Below are 24,567 nucleotides of genomic sequence, written 5' to 3'. Positions count from 1 at the left end.
ATTGTATAAAAATCGGAAGATTATTTTAATGCATTTAAAGAATGAAGAAGAAAACGCTAACTTTGAAGCGGAATTATTTAAGCTTCCAAATGAGTTTAAGAAACACTTGTGCTCTTATTTCGAAGAAATGAGAAATAGGGGGGCAATCAGTGAAAATCCAGATACCTTGGCTGCTAGTTTTTTAGCAACTAATTTTGGCTTATTTTTAACATCTTTAGTTATGAACGAGCTTACTTTTGAAACCGATATTCAAACATGTATTACAAATCATGTTAAAATATTTACAAAAGGAATTGCCAGTTATAAATGACTTCAAAAATGAATTTTTTTTGAATGTTATGCATAGTGGAGGAAGAAAATGAGTAGTAGAATTTTAAATATCGGTTTGGACGTAGGTTCTACGACAGTAAAGATCGTTATTTTAGATAACAATAAAAATATTGTTTATAAGAAGTATTTAAGACATTTTTCAAATATTAGAAATACGGTTATTTCAGTGCTTAATGATGCCAAAGCAATTATGCAGGGGCATTTAGTGACTCTAATGGTCACAGGCTCTGGTGGCTACAATATTTCTCAAACTTTAGAAGTACCCTTTATTCAAGAAGTTATTGCTTGCACAAATGCCATAAGAGTTGTCATTCCAGATACGCACACGGCCATAGAACTTGGCGGCGAAGATGCCAAGATCACATATTTGGGTGAATCCGTCGAACAACGAATGAATGGAACCTGTGCCGGAGGGACAGGTGCTTTTATTGATCAGATGGCTTCCTTATTGCAAACGGATGCCATGGGATTAAATGAGCTTGCTAAAAGTTATGATCACATTTACCCAATTGCTTCTAGGTGTGGAGTTTTTGCCAAGACCGATGTACAGCCATTATTAAATGAAGGAGCGGCCAAGGAAGATATTGCGGTGTCTGTTCTTCAAGCTGTTGTCAATCAGACGATTAGCGGGTTGGCGCAGGGACGACCGATCAATGGAAATGTAGCATTTTTAGGTGGACCTTTACATTTTATGTCTGAGCTAAGACGACGCTTTATTGAAACTCTAAAGTTGGAGTCTAAGAATGTTATATTTCCTGAGAACTCTCAGTTCTTCGTCGCTATCGGGGCTGCATTGTCTTCAGGAGATATGTCACCGATAACCCTTAAATATTTATTTGAAAAAGTACCAGAGATTTTAAAGGTAGACAATTCTGAAAACGAAGAATTAGAGATTTTATTTGCCAACGATGAGGAATATAAACTGTTTAAGCAGAGACATTCCTTGCATAAGGTTAGCCGAGTAGAACTAGATGATTATCAAGGTAATGCCTATCTTGGTATTGATGCTGGTTCAACAACTACTAAGGTCGCCCTAGTCGATGAAAAGGGAAGCTTGTTGTATTCCTATTACGGGAGCAATCTGGGCAAACCTTTAGAATCCACAGTCGAAGCCCTAAAGGGTTTATATGAAAAATTAAACCATCGTACTAAAATTGTGAATTCTGCTGTTACAGGATACGGAGAACATCTTATAAAAGCCGCGCTCAAAGTGGATATTGGAGAAATTGAAACTGTTGCTCATTACACTGCAGCTAACTTTTTTCAACCGGGCGTGGACTTTGTTCTAGATATCGGTGGACAGGACATGAAAAGTTTGGTGGTTCGAGATGGGGTTATTGAGTCCATAACCTTAAATGAAGCCTGTTCGTCAGGGTGTGGGTCCTTTGTGGAAACCTTTGCAAACTCTTTAAATCTGGATGTCCAAGAATTTGCTCAATTAAGCCAAGGATCTAGACATCCTGTGGATCTTGGTACTCGATGTACTGTCTTCATGAACTCTAAAGTAAAACAAGCCCAGAAAGAAGGTGCTGAGATTAGCGATATCTCGGCGGGGATATCCATTTCAGTCATCAAGAATGCTTTGTATAAAGTGATCCGTTTAAGAAGTGTTGAAGAACTTGGCCAGAAAATTGTCGTTCAAGGGGGAACCTTTTATAATGAGGCCGTCCTTCGCGCCTTTGAGAAAATCACCAATAAAGAGGTGGTTCGACCTGATATTGCCGGTATAATGGGGGCCTTTGGAGCTGCTTTAATTGCCAGAAATCAATACGAAACCGGTTATCAAACAAGTCTTGTGCAGGGGGATGATTTATTCAACTTCACGACGAATACCAAGATGAAGCGTTGTGGATTGTGTGGCAATAATTGTCTCATAAGTATCAAGCATTTCTCAGGTGGTCATAATTATGTTTCAGGTAACCGGTGTGAACGAGGAGCTGGTAAGGAGCTTGTTAAACGTCAAATCCCTAACCTTTACGAATACAAGTACAGAAGGGTCTTTAATTATAAGCCTTTAAGCCGAGATCAGGCATCAAGAGGTACGATTGGAATTCCGAGAGTCTTAAATATTTATGAGGACTATCCATTCTGGTTCACCTTCTTTACAGAACTTGGGTATCAAGTTGTGATTTCTGGGCGATCCTCAAATCAGATTTATGAGCTTGGCATGGAAACAATTCCTTCTGATTCTGCTTGTTATCCTGCTAAATTAGTTCATGGTCATATTGCTGACTTAATTAAAAAAGGGGTAACTAAGCTTTTTTATCCCTGTATTCCTTATACTCGCCAAGAAGATCCAAACGCTGACAATCATTACAATTGTCCTATAGTTACGTCTTACCCCGAGACGATAAATGCTAATATGGATTGTCTTAGGGAACCAAATGTAAGATTCTACCACCCTTTTTTACCCATTGATCTGCCGCGAAGAATGTTAAAGCGCCTGGTCGAAGAGTTAAAACCTGAAGGTATACCCAAGCATGAGTTGGCTCGTGCTATGGATAAGGCTTATACTGAGCTAGATCGTTACAAGGAAGAAGTAAGATTAAAAGGGGAAGAAACTCTCAAATATATTCGAGAGAACAAGATCAAGGGAATCGTCCTTGTAGGCAGACCTTATCATATTGATCCAGAAGTTAACCACGGTATCCCTGAGATGATAAGTTCCTATGGATTTGCCGTGCTGTCCGAAGATTCCATTCAACACTTAGGTAATGTCCAAAGACCTTTACGTGTGGTTGATCAATGGGTGTACCATTCTAGAGAGTATAATGCGGCCAGCTATGTTGCCCAGGAAAAAGACCTAGAGTTGATTCAATTGAACTCCTTTGGATGCGGACTTGATGCAGTAACCACGGATCAGATTAAAGAGATACTTGATGCCTACGGAAAGATATATACAGTTTTGAAAATTGATGAGATTAATAATTTAGGTGCTGCAAGAATACGTGTGCGTTCCTTAATTGCAGCTATCAAAGAACGAGATAAACGAGAGTTCGTTCCTAGTAAACGTTATGATCTACCGACGAGGGCCGTATTTACTTGGGAAATGAAAAAAACACATACAATTTTAGCCCCCCAAATGTCACCGATTCATTTCCAATTCTTTAAAACAGCCTTTGAGGATGCGGGCTACAGAGTCGAATTCCTGCCATCTGTTGACAAATCTGCCATCGATGAGGGATTAAGGTATGTGCATAATGATGCTTGCTATCCTGCGATTATCGTTGTTGGTCAACTGATGAAAGCATTGAAATCTGGTAAGTATGATATAAACAACACTTCAGTAATAATGACTCAAACGGGTGGTGGATGTCGAGCAACAAACTATATCGCTTTTATTAGAAAAGCATTAAGAGATGCGAATATGGAACATGTTCCGGTGATTGCCTTAAATACAGGAAATTCATCTAACTTGGAAACGAATCCCGGTTTTAAATTTACAATTCCTATGTTTAATAAGATCATGCGAGGCTTAATTTATGGGGATCTGCTAATGCGAGTTTTATATAGAGTTCGACCTTATGAAAAATTCCCAGGGTCTGCCAATCTTCTATATGACTATTGGGTCAAGCGGTGTCAAGTCTCGTTGAAGAGTGGAAGCGGAAAAGAGCATTCAGAGAATATTCGTCAAATCGTGGCGGATTTTGATAGCTTGGAACTTTACGAAGATTTAGTTAAACCGAAGGTAGGAGTTGTAGGTGAAATTCTTGTCAAGTTCCATCCTACAGCCAATAACAATATTGTAGAGTTATTAGAGGCTGAAGGGGCGGAAGCGGTGGTTCCGGACCTCACCGACTTTCTCTTATATGGCGCTTTTGATAACCGCATTAAGTATCGGAAACTTTCAGGTGGTTTCTGGGAGATGGTTTCTGGGTATTTCTCGATTAATAGAATAGAATCTTATCGAAAAGAGATGAAAAAGGCGCTTAAGGCTAGCAAACGTTTTGAGGCCCCGAAACCTATTGAAGAGATCGCTAAGTATGCGGAAAATCATCTCTCTCTCGCCAATCAGTGCGGCGAAGGCTGGTTTCTAACCGGAGAAATGATCGAGTTGATTCGGAGCGGGGTCAGTAACATCGTCTGTCTGCAACCCTTCGCTTGCTTACCGAACCATATAACGGGTAAAGGTATGATTAGAGAGATTAGGCGTTCCTACCCCAAAGCAAACATTGCTGCCATAGATTATGACCCTGGGGCAAGTGAAGTTAATCAACTTAATCGGATTAAGCTCATGCTCTCAGTAGCTCTGGATGATCTCGGTGGGAAGTCAGTTGAAGCTAAACCAACCTTGTTGGATTTGGGGGCTAATTCGGAAGATTGTACTTTGGCGATGGTTTTGAATGGAGACTCGAATATAATCGAGTGCAAATTGGATTAAGGGATAAACAGTGCGATTTCTTTAAATAGGGATAATAGACTCTGCAGAATCATAAAGCCCTCTTCAGTGCAACCAATGGACTGAAGAGGGCTTTGATTTAGTAATTCTCTTTCATTCTGAACGAAGTAAAGAACCTTGTCATCGGTATGAAAGCAACTCAACCGCTATGTCATCCTGAAGGAGGAACGACTGAAGCTTCGCTGCGCTCAGTATGACAAGTAACTAGATTAACTTAGATAGTAAAGGGGAACCCTAAACTTATGCTTTCTATACGTAAGAAAAACACCGCAATTCCTTGCGGTGTTTATTTTTTTCTTGGCAGGGGATGAGAGAGTCGAACTCCCACCGACGGTTTTGGAGACCGCTGTTCTACCATTAAACTAATCCCCTGTAATTTCAGCAACGAAATGAATTATATCGGAAAAAGATAAATGTGTCAATAAGTAAATTCAAGTATTTAAGTTTTTGGAATGTAACCCATTCTGTTAGGCAGGATTTTTAGAGAAAAAACAGAATAGGCTACTATAAACGAACTAATCTCTGATCTCTTTGTTCTATATAGAACTGTACTATTCAAAGATGGGGGAGGGGTGTTCTTTGAGGTCCGATTTACACGTTCATACGCATGAATCTGATGGCTTACTTTCGGTAGAAGAGGTCATTAAGCTTGCACATAAAAATAACGTTCAAACTTTAGCTATTACGGACCATGAAAGTACCCAAGCAGTTAGTGAAGCTGAAAGTCTGGCAAAAGAATTTAATATTAAAGTTATTCCAGGTGTAGAACTGTTAACCAGCTATCAAGGCCATGAGGTTCATCTCCTCGGATATTTCAATAACGTAAATCATCCAGTTTTACAAGACCGCTTGAAAGAGATTCGGGCTCAGCGCACTGATTTGGCTCATGATATGGTCGAGTGTTTAAAGAGTGGCGGGATTTCCTTAGGTTGGGAAGATGTTGAGAAAGAAGTCGGAGCGACCGGAGCCGTAACTAAAGGGCATATTATGAGAGCAATTTATCACCAGAAAAATGGGAGTAGTCAGAAAAATTGGCGAGAAATTGCAGCTCATTTTCGTCCTGGCGGAGTTGCCCACTTACCCTATCTAAATCATACGTTCGAAGATGCCGTCGATCTTATTTTTTCTTGCGGTGGACTACCTGTTGTTGCTCATCCTGGGCTACTTTGGGATCCGCAAATGATATTCTCTCTCTTAGCCTATCGTCCAATCGGACTTGAAGTATACTATGGATACTGGGAGAGACAATCAGAACTTATTCAATACTATACTGAAGTCGCCAAGAAATTTGCCATTTTATCAACCGGAGGCAGTGATTATCACGGCCCCTCTGGGTATGTAAAGCTCGGTCAAATAGATGTCCCCTATGATAGTGTACAGAAACTAAGATCCTACTTATCAATTTAGTTTTAGTGCGATTAATTATTTTAGGCTTAAGTGATCAATTACATCGTTTAGAAAAACTTGCGGCATGCAAATTGTAAATCTTAACAATCATAGTGCAGAGTAAAAGACAATGACTTGGGATAAAATACCCTCTAAGTGAAAAGAGTAAAGAGTTTTCATGTGGAGGGAGAATTTATGCATAATTCACGAGCGGAAATAGATGTTCTGCGGGACATCAAAAACCTTATTCATACACATTTTGGGGAAAGTGCCCAAGGAATTCACGTGAAGGTTAAAGGGGATAAAGCAATTATTTGGGGCATTGTTGATAGTCTCGTTGAAAAGGATTTCTTTGGGAGTAGAATTGGACGAATAGATGGAGTTCGAGAATTAGATAATTCCTTAACAGTGGCTGATGATGGGAATATCAAAGATAAAGACATTGAAAAGGGGATTATAGAACGATTTCAAGGGTCAAATTTTGACGAGATTATGCATTTGGGCTGTCGAGTAAGCAAAGGTATTGCCACTCTCCTCGGGCATGTTGAAACCCAGAGCACGGAACGCTTGGCTAAACGCTTAGCTTCTCAAGTTCGTGGTGTAAAAGAGATTCGTAGTGAAATTCAGTTCTTAGAAAAAGCTGTGGACGATGCAACTCTTGTTAATCGTGTAGAAAATGCGCTAGTTGCCTCTCCCTGGGTAGATGCACATGAGATTAAGACAGAGGCTCGCAATGGTTTGATCACTTTATCTGGACTTGTTGATACACAAGAAGCTATGGAGTGGGCGGTAGAGACCGCTTATCAGGCCCCAGGTGTAAAAGCCGTGGTCAGTGAGATATTGACCCGTCACAGATCACAAGGAGAAGACCTATGGTTAACAGAGCAACTGGTTGCTAAGCTTGGTCAACATCGTTTGAATTCTGGTCAAATTCGTGCCTTCGTTCAAAATGGTATTGCCTTCTTAACCGGGGAAGTATACTCTGAAGAAGATCGAGAATGGGCGGAGAAAATAATTCAACATATCCCAGAGATTCATAATGTCAATAACTCAATCAAGGTAGCAGCACACTCCATTAAATAGCCCAGTTTGCCTATAAACTTTTACTAAATAATAAGCTCGAAGAGCCTTTTCATCTGAGATGAAGGGCTCTTTTTTCTTGACATCTATTTATAAGCTTGGGCATAACAGACATATCCAGGAAGTTAGTATAACATAAAATGGTAAATTTGGAAGTTGAAACATGGCTCTATTATTAGAGAGTCATGCTATAATGGGGATTGCTTAACATAGCAACTCCAGCACAAAAAATTTGGGGGTGAGTTATATTGGACCCTATTACACATGGCTTAATTGGAATTGCTCTAAGTACTCTTTCTGGCCATTCTATGCAGCTGTATGATCCTGTTTTTTTAGGCTGTACTTTAGGTGCAATGTTGCCTGATCTAGACATTATAGCTCACGTAAAAGGTCGTTTGAACTATCTATTAAAGCATAGAGGAGCAAGTCATTCCCTGATTGCTTTAACTGCCTCAGCTCTAGGTCTTGGCACAGTATTGCATTTTCTTTTTCCAACGACTTCCTGGGCCACAGTTATTCTTTGGACTCTAATTGGAACCATGTCTCATGGAGTAATGGATTTATTAAACTCTTATGGGGCGGAGCTTCTATGGCCATTTTCACGCAAAAAAATTACGGTTGATATGATTATGCTAACTGACCCTGTAGTTTTTGGTTTATTATTAGTGTCTTTAATAATTTCACTGACTAACCCTACATTAGCAAGTATCTCTTCGCAAACTGCTTTATTGTTAAGTGTACTCTATCTAGGATATCGTCACTTAGGACGAATTGAGATAAGAGATCGATTGATAAATATCTATCAAATAACTGATAAAGATCAAGTAAAAGTTATTCCTGCCATGTATCATCCTTTTACGTGGAATTTTATCCTTTTTCAAGAGGAGCATGTCAGCTTTGGGATTATCCGTAATCAAAAGCCTTCAATCTGCCGTGTTCTGCCGAAGTTTAACCAAGATCATCCTTCGGTTGCTAATGCTCTAGAAGGAAATCTGGCTGAAATATTTAGTCAGTTTACTCCCTATTATCATGTTATTACTCATTTTTCAGATACTGAAGAATGTATCGTTGAATTTTTAGACTTGCGTTATTGGGCAAAAGGAGATTTTTTATACACTGGTAGAGTCTACGTCACCTTAGATGGAGAAATATCTCAAGAAATATTCCATCCTTTACCTAATCAAAAAGGTGTACTGTTAAGTTATTAGGTGATCCTATGGAAAAAATCTTTTGACATTCACCTAGCTCATCTACCATAATGAATAAAGTGAGGAGGTAGAGGTATGTCGAAAGGAAGAAATAAAGGTAGTTCTTTTTGGCTGAAACTTATTAGTGTTCTTTTAATGGTGTTAGCGCTTACTGGACTACTGGGCGCTTTCGATTTTTCCATAGGAGCACCGGTTAGTTCTATGTTTAAGAGGTTTATGGGAGGATTAGCCTGGGCAGGACCCTTCTTATGTTTTGTTTTAGCTCTTTTACTATGGCTTAATTCATCTATATTTAGCTCTATATCGGTGGAAAACTCAGACATGAAGTCTGTGAAGAATTCACGTACACCTATAAATAAGCGCCATAAGCACTCTGCAGAAGGAACGATGGATCAATTCCCTAACTCTAAGGATATTCCTCTTCCTTCAGGAAAACTTGTGAGTTTAAAGGGGTTCAATCAATACTTTTCTTCGCCAAATTGGGTAGAAATGAAGGACAAAGATATGGAAAAGGCCGAAGAAATGAAAGAAATGGGTAAGGATTTTCCTTCTTACTTTGGAACAGGGAAATCCATCAGACTAAAAAAGCAACCAAATATGACAGTGTTAAAAGGGCTTAAACATTATTTTAATGAAGTTGATCAAGAGGAACGATTAGACCTTGCCAGGGAAGAGAGAAAAAAACCTGTGACGAATGTAAGGCCGGTAGAATCGCCAGTGAAAGCAACGCACTTACCTTCAGTCTTTAAGTCTAAAACGGAACAGGAAGAGTTCTTAGCTCAATTCAAGGAAGACGAAAGCTCCCGAGAGCAGAGAATTGAAAAAGATTCAATTAGCAAGACTGAAGAAATGGAATTAAACCTTCAATCCATATCAAATCTCAAGTCTTTGGACATAATGGAGACGGAATCTGTATCAGGGCCAGAATCAGAATCAGAACTAGATCCAGAATCAGAGCCAGCACCAAAATCAGAACCAGTGGCAGTACTAGAAGCTAATTGTGTTCTTCTATCTGAACCGAATCCTAAAGGGGATATGAATGAGCCGAATAGCCTAGATGTCGACTTAGGATTAGAGTTTAATCCTGAGATTGTGCTCGAGCTTGAAGCTCCTGTGGCGGCTGCTGCCTCCTTGAAATCGGACTTTGTTGAGCAAGTCATTAAATTAGAGACAGTTAAGCCGGTGGTTCCTCAGTCCCTTGAAAAGGTTAAACACTGGGAATTCCCTGCTTTCAACCTATTAGAACCAATACCGCAAAGGACCCTAATACAGGATCCAGAAACAACAAGGCAACTTGAAAAGGTGCTTTTAGATTTTGGAGTTAAAGCTAGAGTAATTCGTGTGACTAGAGGCCCGGTCATTACACGTTATGAGTTAGCACCTGCACCTGGCGTTAAAATCAGTAAGATTGTAAATTTATCCGATGATATTGCTCTAGGGCTTGCTGCTCGGGATGTGCGCATTGAGGCACCTATCCCTGGGAAAGCGGCTATCGGAATTGAAGTCCCGAATAAACAGGCCCACTCTGTACCCTTTCGGGAAGTTCTGGAAACCTCACATTTTGGAGAATACCCATCCAAACTTAAAGTTGCTTTAGGTAAAGATATTGCAGATCAACCTATTATTGCAGATTTAATAAAAATGCCGCATCTCCTTGTCGCAGGGGCTACGGGTTCGGGTAAAAGTGTATGCATTACTACGATCATTAATTCAATCCTCTTTAATGCAACCCCAGATGAAGTAAAGTTTCTACTTGTAGACCCTAAAATGGTGGAGCTTAGTCAGTATAACGGCATCCCCCACCTATTGGCTCCAGTTGTGGTCGACCCGAAAAAAGCTGCAAGTGCTTTGAAATGGATCGTTAAAGAAATGGAAAATAGGTATGAATTATTTGCGGCTTCCGGGGTTCGAGATATTGATCGTTACAATAAATTGAAAGCGGGGGAAACTTCCAGAGATACACCTGCAATGCCATTGGTCGTTGTAATTATTGATGAATTAGCAGACTTAATGATGGTTGCGGCTGGGGAAGTTGAAGAAGCCATATGTCGGTTAGCTCAAATGGCTCGAGCAGCAGGGATTCATCTAGTCATTGCGACTCAACGGCCATCAGTCGATGTTATTACTGGTGTGATCAAGGCTAATATTCCCAGCAGAATTTCCTTTGCTGTTTCGTCTCAAATTGATTCTCGCACAATTCTCGATGCAACTGGCGCAGAAAAGTTACTTGGACGAGGGGATATGCTATATTCTCCCCTTGGTGTGAATAAGGCACTTCGTGTCCAAGGTTGTTTGGTTACGGATGACGAAGTTCAACGAGTCATTATGCATTGGAAAGGATTGGGGAAACCAGAATACCTTGATCCAGAACGACTTTTTGCGGAAGCGACGGTCAAAAGCGAAGAGGGAAATGGACCTGATGACGCGTTGTTCATAGACGCAGGACAATTATTTATCAAGACGGGCATAGCATCAGTATCTTATCTTCAGCGCAGGTTGAAATTAGGCTATACTAGAGCAGCTCGATTAATGGATATGCTTGAAGAACAAGGGATTGTTGGAGCTTACGAAGGTAGTAAGCCGAGGCAGGTTCTCTTAACTCTCGAAGAATTTAATGAACGATTCGGATGATGATTATGACCAAACACCCTTGCCATACTGGTAAGGGTGTTTCTTATTGATGAATGAAGTAAGGGGAAATGGGAATAATGCATAAATGATGTTCTAGTAAAAAAAATATGACGGAGACTGAGAATGAAGTTTTTCACACGATCTACAAACACGAATAAACCCTATAAAGATATTGTACTTCATGGGGAAGATTTGCTTAGTCATGCTGAAGAGATTGCTCGTTCGAGTGTTAATCAGGGAAAAGGTCAGCTGAAACGATCCTTACTGCCTAGGGTAAAAGAAAATATGAAATTTTTAGAGCAGGCCTACGGTGAGATTGTCGATTATTCTACAAAAACCCAGGACATTGTACCTGCTACCGAATGGTTACTGGATAACTTTTATAGTCTCAAAGACCTAAAGCTTGAGATTCAAAACAGCCTCCCTGAGAAGTTTGAGCTCGAATTAACCCCAAGTGCAAGTGGTGATTATCAAGGTTACCCGCGAATTTATGGGTTATTAATTGAACTGATCGAACACACAGATAGTCAATTGCAAAGTGATACACTCAAAGCATTTATTAACACTTACCAGGTTCAAGTACCGCTATCCAGCGGTGAACTCTGGGCGATTCCAATTATGCTGCGCATTATCCTATTAGAAAATATTCGTAGGTTGACCGAACAAATTCTCTTTACTCAAACAGAAAGAGAAGCCGCAGACCGTTGGGTTAAGCCCTTATTAGAATCAGAACATGGGCTAGAAGAGTGGGATTCTATTCTAAAATCCCTTAATCCACAAGAAAACTTTTCCTCCGCTTACGCGGAGCAAATCTTAAAACGCATACGGGAGCTTGGTGCAGATGTTGTACCCTTATTACAGTGGGTAGATCGTGCTATAGCAAAACAAGGTACTACGATTGAAGAACTGGCAAAACTTGAACGGCAACATCAGACAATGTGCCAAGTGTCCATGGGACACGCAATTATGAGCATTCATTTTATAAATGCTGAAGATTGGCCGCGCTTTTTTGAAGAGGTTAGTTTAGTTGAACGTATCTTTAAAAAGGATCCCAGCAAGGTTTATCCAGAAATGGACTTTCAATCAAGGGATTCCTACCGGCATTCCGTGGAGAAAATAGCAAGAAACTTCAGAGTGTCTGAACTCGTTGTTGCTCGTAAAGTAGTATCGAGAGCACAAAAAGCACATGAACAGGGAGATTTTATTTCCTCACATGTAGGTTATTATTTGACAGCTCAGGGCCGGGAAGATCTAGAACAAGAATTAGAAGAGGACTTTGGAAAACCCAGGGACGTTTGGACTAAGTTGCGTCGTGGGATTCTCAAGCAACCTGAATCATACTATTTTGGTAGTCTGTTCGTAGGAGTAATCTGCCTATTTGGCTTTTTATTACCTTACGCAATTCTAGAGACCCCTCTCTCCCTAAGTTATATACTATTGTTCATCGGCTTATTGATTTGGGCAAGTAGTATTGTAATCCCTTTAGTGAACTGGATGGCTTCGGAATTCGTTCGTCCATCGTTTCTGCCAAAACTAGAATTAAGAGATGGAATCCCTGCACAATTACGCACTATGGTTGTTATTCCAACCTTACTAACCAGCGTTGGTAGGGTTAATGAACTTGTCAATGAGATTGAAGTCTATTTTCATGCTAATCGGGATGAGAATTTACATTTTGCCGTGTTGGGTGATTTTACTGATGCGAAGACAGAGGTTGTAGAAACAGATAACGAAATCGTTTCTGCCGCAACAGTTGCTATAAATCGATTAAATGCTAAATATGGAGATAATCGCTTTTACTTTTTCCATCGAAAAAGGCTATTCAACGATTCTGAAGGTGTATGGATGGGCTGGGAGAGAAAACGAGGTAAACTCGTTGAATTCAACCGACTTTTGAGACAAGAAGGAGCAACTAGTTTTAATATTCAAATTGGAGAACTCTCACTTTTGCCTACCTTTCGTTATATTATAACTCTTGATGCTGATACCCAATTGCCACGGGGAATAGCAAAAAGGTTGATTGGAACCATCGCTCATCCGTTACATGCGCCTCAACTTAGTGCAGATGGCGAGCGAGTCATACACGGTTACGCAATTTTACAGCCCCGTGTGGGAGTATCTATTCTCAAAGCCGGTGCCTCGAAATTTGCTCGAATCTTTTCTGGCAGAGTGGGAGTCGACCCCTATACTACTGCTATATCAGATGTGTATCAGGATTTATTTGGAGAAGGCATCTTTACCGGGAAAGGAATCTATGATATTGAGGTATTCCATAAAGTAACAAATCATAGGTTTCCTGAAAATACCATTTTGAGCCATGACTTAATTGAAGGATTATATGCCAGGGCCGGTCTTGTATCAGACGTAGAGTTGGTGGATGGTTTTCCAGCCAACTACCTTGCCTATATGTGTCGACAGCATCGATGGGTAAGGGGAGATTGGCAGCTGATTCCGTGGTTATCCAAGCCTATTCCCTTTTTAGCCCGTTGGAAGATTTTTGATAATTTGAGAAGAAGCTTAGAAGCTCCTGCTCTGTTATTACTCATTATGTTAGGGTTTACAGTTCTTTCAGTAGACCCCTTGGTCTGGCTTGGTATCCTCTCCTTGAGTTTGCTTTTACCTATTGTCCTATATCTTCTTACCCAACTTTTCAATGAACGTGCTGAAAAAGGCAATCTTGTCCCTGATCTAGGGACCTTGGCTTTGCAGTCAATACTTCAATTCTTGTTTCTTCCCTTTCAGGCTTGGATCATGCTCGATGCGATCATAAGAAGCCTGTACCGACAGTTTGTTTCACATCGACACCTGTTAGAGTGGGAAACTGCCTTAGATGCCGAGAAACGCTTAGATGCAAGCCTAAAAACCATGTTCATAAAAATGTGGCCAGTTACTCTCTTTGTCTTGTGTGCAGTTTTGATCCTCGGTTATGCTTTCCCTGCAAAGTTAGGTTCTTTTGGGCCGGTGGGGATTGCTTGGGTAGTCTCAATTTGGTTTGCTTATCGCCTAAGCATACCAATTCAACATAAAAAAATAACCCTCTCGATTTCAGAAGAGCTTGTATTGCGCCGCTTCAGTCGAAAAATATGGGCATTTTTTGAAGACTATGTTTGCCAGGAGGATCACTGGCTTCCGCCAGACAATGTGCAAATTGATCCCCCTAACGGAGTGGCTCATAGAACGTCTCCTACGAACATAGGACTAGCCCTGCTGACCAATTTGGCGGCTAGGGATTTTGGATATATTCCCTTGGCCAAGGTCTATGAAATTATTGAAAAAACCCTTGGAACTCTTCATGAACTAGAACATTGGCAAGGGCATCTTTACAATTGGTACGATACTCAGACCCTTAAGCCCTTGGAACCTAGGTATATCTCGACAGTTGACAGTGGAAACTTTGTAATGTATTTGATGACTCTAAAGTCCGGGTTAGTTGAGATATTAGAAAAACCGGTGCTTAATTTGTTGCAACAGGCTAATGGGCTTAAGGATACCTATACCCTCCTGAATGAAGCGGTCGGACAAGGTGACTATGAAGAGCTTAATCGATTTGGTCGGGAATTGGATCGAATTCTAAGTTCTGAAGAGGCATTGAGTTTACAAACCTGGGGGAATCTCCTATCCTTATGGCCGATGCATGTTTTAGAGCAACAATTAGGCAAAGAGGGCTTATACTGGGCAAGTAGTTTGGATAGGATGGTTCGAGGGTTTCAGCAAGAGTTGCTGGAGCTATACCCTTGGATTAGCAATCAAAACTGCTTAGAGGCCCAAACAATCCTCAATGATCAGGGGTTAAATAATCTTAGTCTCCAGGAATTAGCAAAGTTCTATGGAGACAAACTGGAGAACGGCCGTTTTACCTCTGAGTTTAGTAAGATCATCGAACCAGCGATGCTTAAGACCAGGGAGTATATTAATAAATCTGAAGAGTTAAAGTTACGCATAGAAGAGATAGCCTTAGCTACAGATTTTCAACCGTTGTTTGACGAATCACGTCAACTTTTCTCGATTGGTTATAATGTCTCGGAAGGCAAACTTGATAGGTCATATTATGATTTGTTAGCATCCGAAGCGCGTCAAGCAAGTTTTTTTGCAATTGCCAAAGGAGATGTGCCACCGAGCCATTGGTTTAAACTTGGACGTTCATTAACAATGACGAAGGGAAAGCGAAGTTTAGTTTCCTGGAGTGGCACGATGTTTGAATTCTTAATGCCGCTTATTGTCATGAAGAACTATGAAGGAACTCTTCTTGATGAAACCTATCGCTCTGTTGTGGATGTTCAGAGAAAGTATGGCCAGGAACATAATGTACCTTGGGGTATATCCGAATCAGGATTTCACGCGTTTGATCCTCAACTTAATTATCAGTATAAAGCGTTTGGGGTTCCCGGGTTGGGACTAAAACGAGGTTTAATTCAAGACCTTGTAATTGCTCCCTATGCTAGTTTTTTAGCCCTTATGGTTTCTCCTAGTGAGTGGATTTCAAATATTTCGACGATGGACCAGAGAGGTTTTGGGGGTCGCTATGGGTTATATGAAGCCATCGATTTTACAAGTGAACGAGTTCAGGTAGGGCGTTCGTTCAAGCTGGTTCAGAGTTTTATGGCCCATCACCAAGGAATGAGTCTTTTAGCTATTGATAACGTATTAAATAAAAATGTCATGCAGCAGCGCTTACATAATGAAGCCTTGATCAAGTCTACAGAGCTTTTGTTACAGGAACGTTTGCCGGAGGCTGTCCCTATCATTCCTCAACCCGAAGACAAACATCAGGTTGCCAAGCAACAAACCGACGATCTCGAACTGGAGAAAAATCAATTCACACTAATAAATACTGTAGATAGCCCTATTCCTGTTGCGCACTGCATTTCCAATGGACAGTATTCTGTGATGATGACGAATTCGGGGGCAGGATTTAGTCGTTTTAAGACTATTTGTGTCTCGAGATGGAGGGAAGATGTTACCCAGGACGCCTGGGGTATGTACTTCTATATCCAAAATTTAAATTCCGGTGATGTTTGGTCAGCTGCTTATCAACCTTGTCGGGATTCGGGTGAGGATTACAAGGTAACTTATGCCCCGGATCAAGTGGAGTTTTGTCGGAAGGATGGGAACATAACAACCCATACCGAAATTGTCGTTTCTCCGGAAGATCAAGCAGAGATGCGCCGGATTTCCTTAACAAATCATAGTAACCATGATCGAACGATCGAAGTGACAAGCTATTTTGAAGTGGTCTTAGCAAGGCAGAGTGAGGATCTTGCCCACCCTGCGTTTGGCAATCTCTTTATTCAAACTGAATTTACCCATGAGGCCCTTTTAGCGTCTAGACGACCCCGGAGTGAAAATCAAAAAAGATTATGGCTTATGCACACAGTAGCTATCGAGGGCGAAGGAGTTGGCTCACTTCAATATGAGACGGATCGGGCACGTTTTATTGGACGAGGCAGGAGTCTCGCCAAGCCGCAAGCCTTAGATGCCAATCATCCTTTATCGAATACGGTGGGAGCAGTACTAGATCCTATTATGAGCCTACGCCAGCGAGTAAGAATCAGTCCAGGGAAAACTGCTAGGATCTCCTTTTCTGTTGGATATGCGGAAAGCCGTGAGGAGGCCCTACGTATTGCTGAGAAATATCAGGATCCTCTCTCAGTTAATAGAGCTTTTGAGTTAGCATGGACACATAGCAAAATGGAACTTCGCCATTTAAACTTGACAGCAGCCCAGGCTAATGAGGCTTTAAGCCTTGGAGGTCATTTGCTTTATCTTAGTCCTTGTCGCAGGGATGTAGCGGAATGCATTAAACAAAATCGTAAAGGGCAGTCAGCCTTATGGCCTTATGCGATTTCAGGGGATCTGCCAATTGTTTTGGTTCGAGTTGACAAGGCTGAGCATCTAGATTTAGTTCGTAAACTTTTGACAATCCATGAATATTGGAGACTTAAAGGATTGTTTGCTGATCTAGTTATCCTTAATGAGGATGAGAGCGGGTATGTTCAGACATTCCAAGATAACCTGCGAGATTTCATCTCAATGGGACATGCGAGGGATCTGTTGAATCAACCTAGTGGTGTATTTGTACTGCAAAAAGGGCATGTACAGCCAGAGGTGATCAATCTTATTTGTACAGTTGCCCGAATGACCTTTAGTGGAGAGGGAGGATCCTGCACTGTTCAAGTTCGCAAGAAAGCTAAACTTAGCAGCAAGGAACCAATGCTTCTTGAAGCATCTAATCTGGATCAACCTCAAAAATCACTTAATTATGAGACTAAGCCCCAAGAGATGCCCGGAGAAGATTTCAGAAGCCAGATGCTTTTTGCCAATGGATACGGCGGATTTAGCGAAGATGGAAAAGAGTATATCATCGAATTACAGGAAGGTAGGAACACTCCCTTACCCTGGATTAACGTCATTGCCAATTCAACGTTTGGGTTTCAAGTATCCGAAGTTGGTGCTGGTTATACATGGTCTCAAAACAGTAGGGAATATAAGCTTACTCCTTGGTCAAATGATCCTATTCTAGATCCCGTTGGGGAGGCACTTTATCTGCGGGATGAAGATACGGGCCATTCCTGGTCCGTAACAGCTAAACCAAAACGGGAAAATGGTTCATATGTCATTCGACATGGTCAAGGGTACTCTAATTATGAGCATTCCAGTGGTGGAGTGAAGCAGAATCTTCGCCTTTTTGTTCCCATGGATAAACCTGTCAAGATTATCGAATTGTCGTTATCTAATACGACGGATCAGGAAAGACACCTAAGTGTATTCTACTACGTTGAATGGGTATTAGGAGTTGTACGTGATCAAACTGCACCTTATTTAGTGACAGAGTATGATCAAGACCGTAACACGTTTTTTGTTCAAAACACTTATCAAGAAGACTATCACGGCAGAATCGGTTTTCTAAATGCATCTGGAGCCACTGTAACAAGTTACACAGGAGATCGTTCAGAGTTTATTGGTCGTAACGGTAGTTTAGAAGATCCCTTGGGTTTAAAGCTAGATGCCTTTTCGGAATCCGTAGGAGCAGGGCTAGACCCATGTTCTGCTATGCAACTCGAAGTTACCATACCGGCTGGGCAGAATCGTAAAATTACATTCTTGTTAGGTGAAACTGAAAATCGTCAGATGGCGGAGCAAATCATCTCTGAGTATGTACAACCTGAAAAGATCAGTGAGGCATTTAACCAAGTACTACAACATTGGGATAAGTTGCTGGGAAATATTCAGGTACAAACCCCAGATTTGTCCATGAATTTGCTGCTAAATCGTTGGCTCCTATATCAAACCATTGTATGTCGGTTATGGGCACGTTCTGCGTTTTATCAATCAGGGGGAGCCTATGGCTATAGGGATCAGTTGCAGGATGTTATGTCCCTTGTCTATACAGATCCCATGGTCACTCGCAATCAAATCCTTATCCATTGCAGACATCAGTTCATCGAAGGGGATGTACAGCATTGGTGGCATCAAGAAAAGGGGAAAGGAATCCGAACCAAATTCTCAGATGATTTATTGTGGTTACCCTTTGTTACCTGTCATTATATTGAACGTACAGGAGACATGGGTGTTTTGGACGAAGTGACAGAGTTCTTAGAAGATGAACCTCTAGGAGAGGACGAGGATGAGCGATACTCAGTTCCCAGGATTTCCGCTGAACAAGGCACTGTGTATGAGCATTGTTGGCGTGCTATTGAAAGAGGAATGCGCTTTGGGGAACATGGTTTACCTCTGATCGGCTCTGGGGATTGGAATGACGGCTTCAGCCGGATCGGACACCAAGGTAAAGGAGAAAGTGTGTGGCTTGGATGGTTTCTGTACCTAACGTTGGTCCGCTTTGCAAGTATATGTGATGAGCGTCAGGATCTTGAGCGAGGAGTTCGGTATCGTCGTCTTGCGGAAGAACTTCAAGGTAATATTGAAGTGCATGGTTGGGATGGAGGATGGTATCGAAGGGCATATTTCGATGATGGAACACCCTTAGGGTCTTCTCGGAATACGGAATGTCAAATTGATGCTCTCGCCCAGTCCTGGTCAGTTCTTTCTGGGGCAGCACGATCCACTCGAGCAAAGGATGCCATGTTGGCTTTGGAACACTATTTATGGCGTAAAGAAGACGGCCTTCTCCTCTTGTTAACTCCGGCTTTTGACGAATTTTTACCTGACCCCGGGTATATTAAAGGGTATGTTCCTGGTGTTCGCGAAAACGGTGGACAGTACACTCACGGAGCAATTTGGTCAATTTTAGCTTATGCAACCTTGGGAGATGGGGATAAGGCGGCTGAACTCTTTCAAATGTTAAGTCCTATTCACCATGCTCGCACGGAACACGAAGTTCATCGCTATAAAGTTGAACCCTATGTTATGGCAGCTGATGTTTATGCTACTCCTTCACATGTAGGCCGAGGAGGATGGACGTGGTATACTGGAGCTGCAGGGTGGATGTATCAAGCGGGACTAGAAGGAATTCTTGGATTTACACGTCAAGGAGACAGATTAGTCTTAAAACCGTGTATTCCCAGCCGCTGGCCGGGCTTTAGCTTAACTTATCAGTATCAAAGCACAACCTATAAAATCTTGATAGAGAATCCTAACTCAAAGATGTCGGGATGTGTAAAAATAACCTTAGACAAAGAAGAGTTACTTGACCCTGTCATTAATTTAAAGGACGACGGCCAAACTCATACGGTTCGTTTAATCATGTAACCTTAATTGAGGCTTATGAGTCGGTTTAGGAAGAGAATTCGCCTTGGCATATGAGAGAGGATGGGATACTTAGATGGATTTTTATCGCGCCTTATCCGAACATTATGATGAAATATTTCCTCTAAAAGCACCTCAGAAGAAATTTTTGCACGATTACCTAGAACAGGAGAAACTAACGTCAATACTGGATATAGGATGTGGTACTGGCACCTTTGCATTGGAAATGTGTCGAACGGGTGTACGGGTGCTAGGTGTGGACTTAAGTGATGAGATGATTGAGATATCTAAGAAAAAGGGCGAAGAGCTAGGGAGTTGTTGTTCGTTTGTTACCGCAGATATGCGGGACCTTAGCGATATCCCTGGGGAATTTGGGGGGATTGTGTGTTTAGGAAATACTTTAGCCCACGTGTCCGGAGAAACAGAGCTTAATCAGGTCTTGGCTCAGTTCGGGCAGAAGGGAACGCATCTGCTATTGCAAACTGTAAACTACGATCGGATCTTGGCCAATCAAGTCAGAGAATTGCCCACGATCAAGACGTCTCATCTCGCATTTTATCGTTTCTATAATTACAGATCCGATGGGAAACTCGATTTTTCCATGAAAATCGAGTTTCCAGACACTAGTCAAGCTATATCTGGAGTTAATATTTTGTTTCCAGTTACATCGATACACTTAAAAAAAGCCCTGCAAGAGACCGGCTGGGAAGTATCCGGTCTGTGGGGAAACTTTGAAAAAGCCCCTTGGACGGAAAATTCTCCAGCAACTATTGTTTCTGCTAGGCGAATAACCCGGTAAGATTAGGTTCGAAAAAAATGTAATGCACAATAAACCAGTACCTTTGTATAGTAGTAAAGGTACTGGTTTATATTTGTTTAAAAGCAATACTTGTTTAAGTTGAGTTTTTATATAAAAAATATATAAATTTGAAATGGTTATAAAGGAATTTGAAAAAATTTGGTGAATAAGTAAAAAGGAAATATATATTTAGAGTTCGCAAATACCCAATCAGTGCTCACTCTTAGAGAAGAAGCAGAACACTTGTAAGGCAAATTGTTGAGAAAGGAGATAGTACTATGAAAAGCATAGGGGAAGTATTGAACATCTTTTCTAAGAAACCACCATGTGAGGAAACGACCGCTATTTTTAACTACGTAGAAGAGAGATCTCAGGGTATAGAAGCTGTGGAGCCTAAAATTGACTATCCAATTCATAAAAGGATGGTAAGTTATTTTGTTAAACTATTCGATAATGAACGGCAAATGGGTTCTTCTACGAAAAAACTGTTAAAAATTGCAGCGACTTTAAGCAGTTTTGATGTTAATATGTCTCATATAGCTCATCAATTGATTGATTTTGCAAAGAAAATGGCTCTTCTAAGTGAATCCAATTTAGCTGTTGTTGAACAAACAAACGCAGGAATGAGCGAGGTGAATTCAACGGTAGAAAAAACCTCCGCAACATTATCTCAACTGTCTGATGCCTCGGAGGATTTGGTTCAAAATAATCAAGTTAGTTTAGACCAATTACGAGAGGTTAATGAATTAAAGAACAATGTTATGCTCGATGCCAATATCATGGGAGAAAAAATAGCTCAATTGGTGGAAATGGCTAATAGAGTTAATGATATAGTTAAGGGTGTTGGGGAGATAGCAGAGCAGACGAATCTACTTGCTCTAAATGCATCTATTGAGGCAGCGAGGGCAGGGGAGAATGGTCGCGGCTTTTCGGTAGTTGCCGAAGAGATCAGGAAATTAGCGGATGATACTAAGAGAAACCTCGAAAGTATGAAATCTTTTGTCGGTAATATTCAAACTGCCGCAAAAGAGGGAAAACAAAGTATGGATAATACTATGTCTCTAACCGAGAAGATGAGTTCCAAAATCGATACTATAACAAATACAATGGAACGAAATGTTGATATGCTGAAAACAACCATCAGTGATGTTCAACTCATTAATCACTCCATGGAAGGAATAAAAATTGCTACCAATGAGATTAATCAGGCAATGGAAGTATCAAGCCGTGATGCAGAAGAGCTGACTTTAATGACCCAAATAATTCATAGAGATGCTTTAGCCAGTGCTGAATCTGCCAAGGAAATTGCAAAAATTGATGATGAAATTTCAACCATTGTAAAAGAACAAATGAGTTCACTACAGGGCAGTGGCAATGCCTTGAATAATCAAGAATTCTTAGCAACCATTATAGACGCAAAAAAGGCTCATGCCAGTTGGTTAAATAATTTCAAACAAATGGTCGATGAAATGACTATATATCCGCTACAGACTGATTCCAGTAAATGTGCTTTCGGTCATTTTTATCATGCAGTCCATGTTTCTTATGGCTTAATCGCCGATGAATGGAGAAAGATATCGGCTATACATGATGAATTCCACAAAATTGGGCAAATCGGTATTGATGCAGTGAAAGCAGGTCAACAAGAAAAGGCTCAGGATTCCTATCGTAATGCGGAAGAACTTTCGAGAAGCATTTTTGGACAGTTAGATAAAGTGGCCTTAGCAGTTGAAGATATGTCAACTAAGGGGATTAAGCTATTTGGAAGCAACCGAAATGGTTCTTCCTGTGACGGCGAATGTGCAGAATGCTAGCACCGAAGTTTCGATGTTCAACTTTAAGTTGAATGAGCACAGTACTAACTAATTATTGTCATAAAATATAGAAGGAAGCCCGACTACTATATTGGCTTCCTTCTATATTAGGATAGCTTTTACTTTGTTTTCCTTAGAAAACAATTCAAATTCGAACCTCGAACTTCGAACCTCGAACATCGATTACGCTATTCCATTAAGCCGATCATAGATGAATTTACGTGCTCCAACTGTCAGGATAACAATGAGTTTTTCTGGTTCGAAAATCGTGTAAACAACCCGGCATTCCTTAGTTCCACACCGAAAAGAAGCACGATAAGTCTCATAATACGGCCCTCGTAGTTTCTTAAAAGCGCAGGGGTCTTGTTCTAAGCTTTCAAATACTGTTATAATTTCTTTAAGCTCTTCTTTACGAAGGACTACTAAATCATGAATGCCACTCGTAGTAATTCTTACATCATATATCCCTTTAGGGACGTTTTCAATGCCTAAAGAAGTTAATGCTTGCGCCTCCCAGCATTTGATGGCTTGACCGTTCTTATGTGCCCTATAAGCTTCTTCTGACATTCTGTCGAGTATGGTACTTAGTTTCAGTTTGCGTTCTAAAAGTTTATTTTTAAGACAATCCCCGCTACACCCTTTGGCAAGTAAATCACTTACAATTAAGTCCTCGAAAAAATCTGAAAGCGGTCGAACAGATCGCTCAGCGGTGCGTACAAAGACTTTACCTTCTGAGCCAACACATAGATCTAAAGTATCCTCTTCAACAAGTCCAAAGAGCTCTCGTAATTGTATAGGCAAGACGAGTTCTCCTTCGGTACCAACCTTTACCCGATAAGTTTCCATAGATACTCCTCCTTCAACATTCATTTTTACAACAGGGTTAAGGTCGGAATTATATTCTATAACTATATAGTTTCTACAATATTCCGAATATTCCTTCTATTCTGAGTATATGCACAGAATTTAATTTTGAGATATAGATTTAGTAAAATTACCTCGGGGATTTATCGATCATTCCATTTAACATTTTAATCGAAAAAGATTATAATTAGAGTTTAAACAATGGGGATTTAGATAAGATCCACAAATTGTTAGGGGGACAGACTTTGGGTAAGAAAAATTTCTACATAGTAAAGAAAGGGCATAAGACTGGGATTTTTACGAATTGGTTGGAATGTGAGGCGTCGGTTAAAGGATTTAAAGGAGCTCTCTATAAAGGGTTTGAAACCAAAGCGGAAGCACTTGAGTGGTTGAATGGAGCAGAGAAACCTAGTGAATATCAGGAGTGTGGAGATTCCCAAGCCAAAACACCCATGGATATTGATTATGAAGTTTATACTGATGGAAGTTATGTCAATGGGAAGTATTCTTATGGCTATGCCTTTGTTAAGGATGGCGAGGTCATTTATGAGAACAAAGGAGTTGGGGAAGACCTTGAAGCTGCAAGTATGAGAAATGTAGCAGGAGAAATCGCAGCTGTACGCCATGCGGTGGAAAAAGCTAAATCCCTGAATGTTCGTATACGTATCTATCACGATTATTCAGGTATTTCTTTATGGGTTACCGGAGATTGGCAAGCAAAGAATAAGTTTACACAAGCCTATGTTGCGTTCATGAGAGCTCATCATGGGCTGTACGAATTTAAAAAGGTAACCGGTCATAGCGGAGATCGGTTTAACGATTACGTAGACCGGCTGGCAAAAGAAGCCCTAGGGATAAGGACAAAAAACTAAATAAAGAGCTGCATGTCTGATTCAAGCGCATCTGCTAAGTACTCTTTAGCGGTGATGATTTGGACTTCCGGCAGCAGCTCGTCTTCTTTAAAACCCATAACATCAACGGATAGTTTACATCCGTAAAATTTAACCCCTTTTTTTCTGGCTCCGTTCAGAAAGTCTGTTAAAGAGGGAGCTTTGTCGTCTTCCATCATTTCTAGGAGCATTTGTTTTCCCAATCCAACCATGTTCATTCGAGAGAGGGGTAACTCTTCTGGTCCCTTAGGTGTAACCATTCCAAACATCTTTTCGTAAAGAGTTTTATCCTCTGAAGTCGCTTTTTCAGGATCACGAACGAGACAAAGTCCCCAAAATGCAAAGAACATAGTCACATCGACATCTAATTCTCGAGCAGAATTGGCAAGTATTAGCGCTGCTAAGGCTTTATCATAGTCGCCACTAAACATGAGCAAGTTCATTTTCTTGTTCAATTTTCGCA

General features: G+C 40.8%; 11 protein-coding genes, 1 tRNA gene and 1 pseudogene. 10 read left to right on the top strand and 3 right to left on the bottom strand.

Translation table 11 applies throughout. The features are described 5' to 3' along the window. Positions 1-310: pseudogene (locus HGJ98_RS04835) on the top strand (TetR/AcrR family transcriptional regulator); the annotation flags it as partial. A gap of 48 nt (positions 311-358) precedes the next feature. Beyond that, entirely contained in the window at positions 359-4,711 is a 4,353-nt protein-coding gene (locus HGJ98_RS04830) for a 2-hydroxyacyl-CoA dehydratase (RefSeq protein ID WP_291349924.1), read from the top strand. Between the two features lie 316 nt (positions 4,712-5,027). Here HGJ98_RS04830 and HGJ98_RS04825 read toward each other — a convergent pair. Further along, positions 5,028-5,101: transfer RNA gene (locus HGJ98_RS04825), tRNA-Trp, on the bottom strand. A gap of 207 nt (positions 5,102-5,308) precedes the next feature. On the opposite strand from HGJ98_RS04825, the gene HGJ98_RS04820 reads away from it, so the two are divergent. From HGJ98_RS04820 to HGJ98_RS04790, 7 genes are all read left to right on the top strand, one after another. Further along, entirely contained in the window at positions 5,309-6,136 is an 828-nt protein-coding gene (locus HGJ98_RS04820) for a PHP domain-containing protein (protein WP_291349923.1), read from the top strand. A 174-nt stretch (positions 6,137-6,310) separates the two neighbouring features. Continuing rightward, entirely contained in the window at positions 6,311-7,198 is an 888-nt protein-coding gene (locus tag HGJ98_RS04815; RefSeq protein WP_291349922.1) for a BON domain-containing protein, read from the top strand. A gap of 242 nt (positions 7,199-7,440) precedes the next feature. After that, positions 7,441-8,403 carry a metal-dependent hydrolase gene (locus tag HGJ98_RS04810; protein WP_291349927.1) on the top strand — a complete coding sequence of 321 codons (963 nt, stop codon included), beginning with the start codon at positions 7,441-7,443 and terminating at the stop codon, positions 8,401-8,403. A 75-nt stretch (positions 8,404-8,478) separates the two neighbouring features. Next, the gene (locus tag HGJ98_RS04805) at positions 8,479-11,034 is read left to right on the top strand and encodes a DNA translocase FtsK (protein WP_291349921.1); all 2,556 of its coding nucleotides are present in this window, start codon (positions 8,479-8,481) and stop codon (positions 11,032-11,034) included. Positions 11,035-11,157: 123 nt separating this feature from the next. Next, positions 11,158-19,740, top strand: a complete 8,583-nt coding sequence (locus HGJ98_RS04800) for a glucoamylase family protein (RefSeq protein ID WP_291349920.1) — start codon at positions 11,158-11,160, stop codon at positions 19,738-19,740. A 73-nt stretch (positions 19,741-19,813) separates the two neighbouring features. Next, positions 19,814-20,536 (top strand): bifunctional 2-polyprenyl-6-hydroxyphenol methylase/3-demethylubiquinol 3-O-methyltransferase UbiG, encoded by a 723-nt coding sequence (locus tag HGJ98_RS04795; RefSeq protein WP_291349919.1) that lies wholly within the window; start codon positions 19,814-19,816, stop codon positions 20,534-20,536. Positions 20,537-20,814: 278 nt separating this feature from the next. Beyond that, positions 20,815-22,350 carry a methyl-accepting chemotaxis protein gene (locus HGJ98_RS04790; protein ID WP_291349918.1) on the top strand — a complete coding sequence of 512 codons (1,536 nt, stop codon included), beginning with the start codon at positions 20,815-20,817 and terminating at the stop codon, positions 22,348-22,350. Positions 22,351-22,533: 183 nt separating this feature from the next. Here HGJ98_RS04790 and HGJ98_RS04785 read toward each other — a convergent pair whose 3' ends face one another. After that, positions 22,534-23,196, bottom strand: a complete 663-nt coding sequence (locus tag HGJ98_RS04785; protein WP_291349917.1) for a type II toxin-antitoxin system RelE/ParE family toxin — start codon at positions 23,194-23,196, stop codon at positions 22,534-22,536. 263 nt (positions 23,197-23,459) lie between these two features. On the opposite strand from HGJ98_RS04785, the gene HGJ98_RS04780 reads away from it, so the two are divergent. Beyond that, the gene (locus HGJ98_RS04780; RefSeq protein ID WP_291349916.1) at positions 23,460-24,086 is read left to right on the top strand and encodes a ribonuclease H family protein; all 627 of its coding nucleotides are present in this window, start codon (positions 23,460-23,462) and stop codon (positions 24,084-24,086) included. Here the strand turns inward: HGJ98_RS04780 and HGJ98_RS04775 are convergent. Beyond that, positions 24,083-24,559, bottom strand: a complete 477-nt coding sequence (locus tag HGJ98_RS04775) for a DsrE/DsrF/DrsH-like family protein (protein ID WP_291349915.1) — start codon at positions 24,557-24,559, stop codon at positions 24,083-24,085. The two genes, HGJ98_RS04780 and HGJ98_RS04775, sit on opposite strands and share 4 nt — an antisense overlap. Positions 24,560-24,567 lie beyond the last annotated feature (8 nt).

The organism is Desulfosporosinus sp., assembly GCF_014237355.1.
Classification (GTDB): domain Bacteria; phylum Bacillota; class Desulfitobacteriia; order Desulfitobacteriales; family Desulfitobacteriaceae; genus Desulfosporosinus.
This window is presented reverse-complemented; position numbering and strand designations above follow the sequence as displayed.

Bases quoted from the DNA above. Each gene is read 5' to 3' on its own strand.
- HGJ98_RS04830 (WP_291349924.1), top strand. From the start codon at position 359: ATGAGTAGTAGAATTTTAAATATCGGTTTGGACGTAGGTTCTACGACA.
- HGJ98_RS04785 (WP_291349917.1), bottom strand. From the start codon at position 23,196: ATGGAAACTTATCGGGTAAAGGTTGGTACCGAAGGAGAACTCGTCTTG.
- HGJ98_RS04800 (WP_291349920.1), top strand. From the start codon at position 11,158: ATGAAGTTTTTCACACGATCTACAAACACGAATAAACCCTATAAAGAT.
- HGJ98_RS04790 (WP_291349918.1), top strand. From the start codon at position 20,815: ATGAAAAGCATAGGGGAAGTATTGAACATCTTTTCTAAGAAACCACCA.
- HGJ98_RS04805 (WP_291349921.1), top strand. From the start codon at position 8,479: ATGTCGAAAGGAAGAAATAAAGGTAGTTCTTTTTGGCTGAAACTTATT.
- HGJ98_RS04795 (WP_291349919.1), top strand. From the start codon at position 19,814: ATGGATTTTTATCGCGCCTTATCCGAACATTATGATGAAATATTTCCT.
- HGJ98_RS04815 (WP_291349922.1), top strand. From the start codon at position 6,311: ATGCATAATTCACGAGCGGAAATAGATGTTCTGCGGGACATCAAAAAC.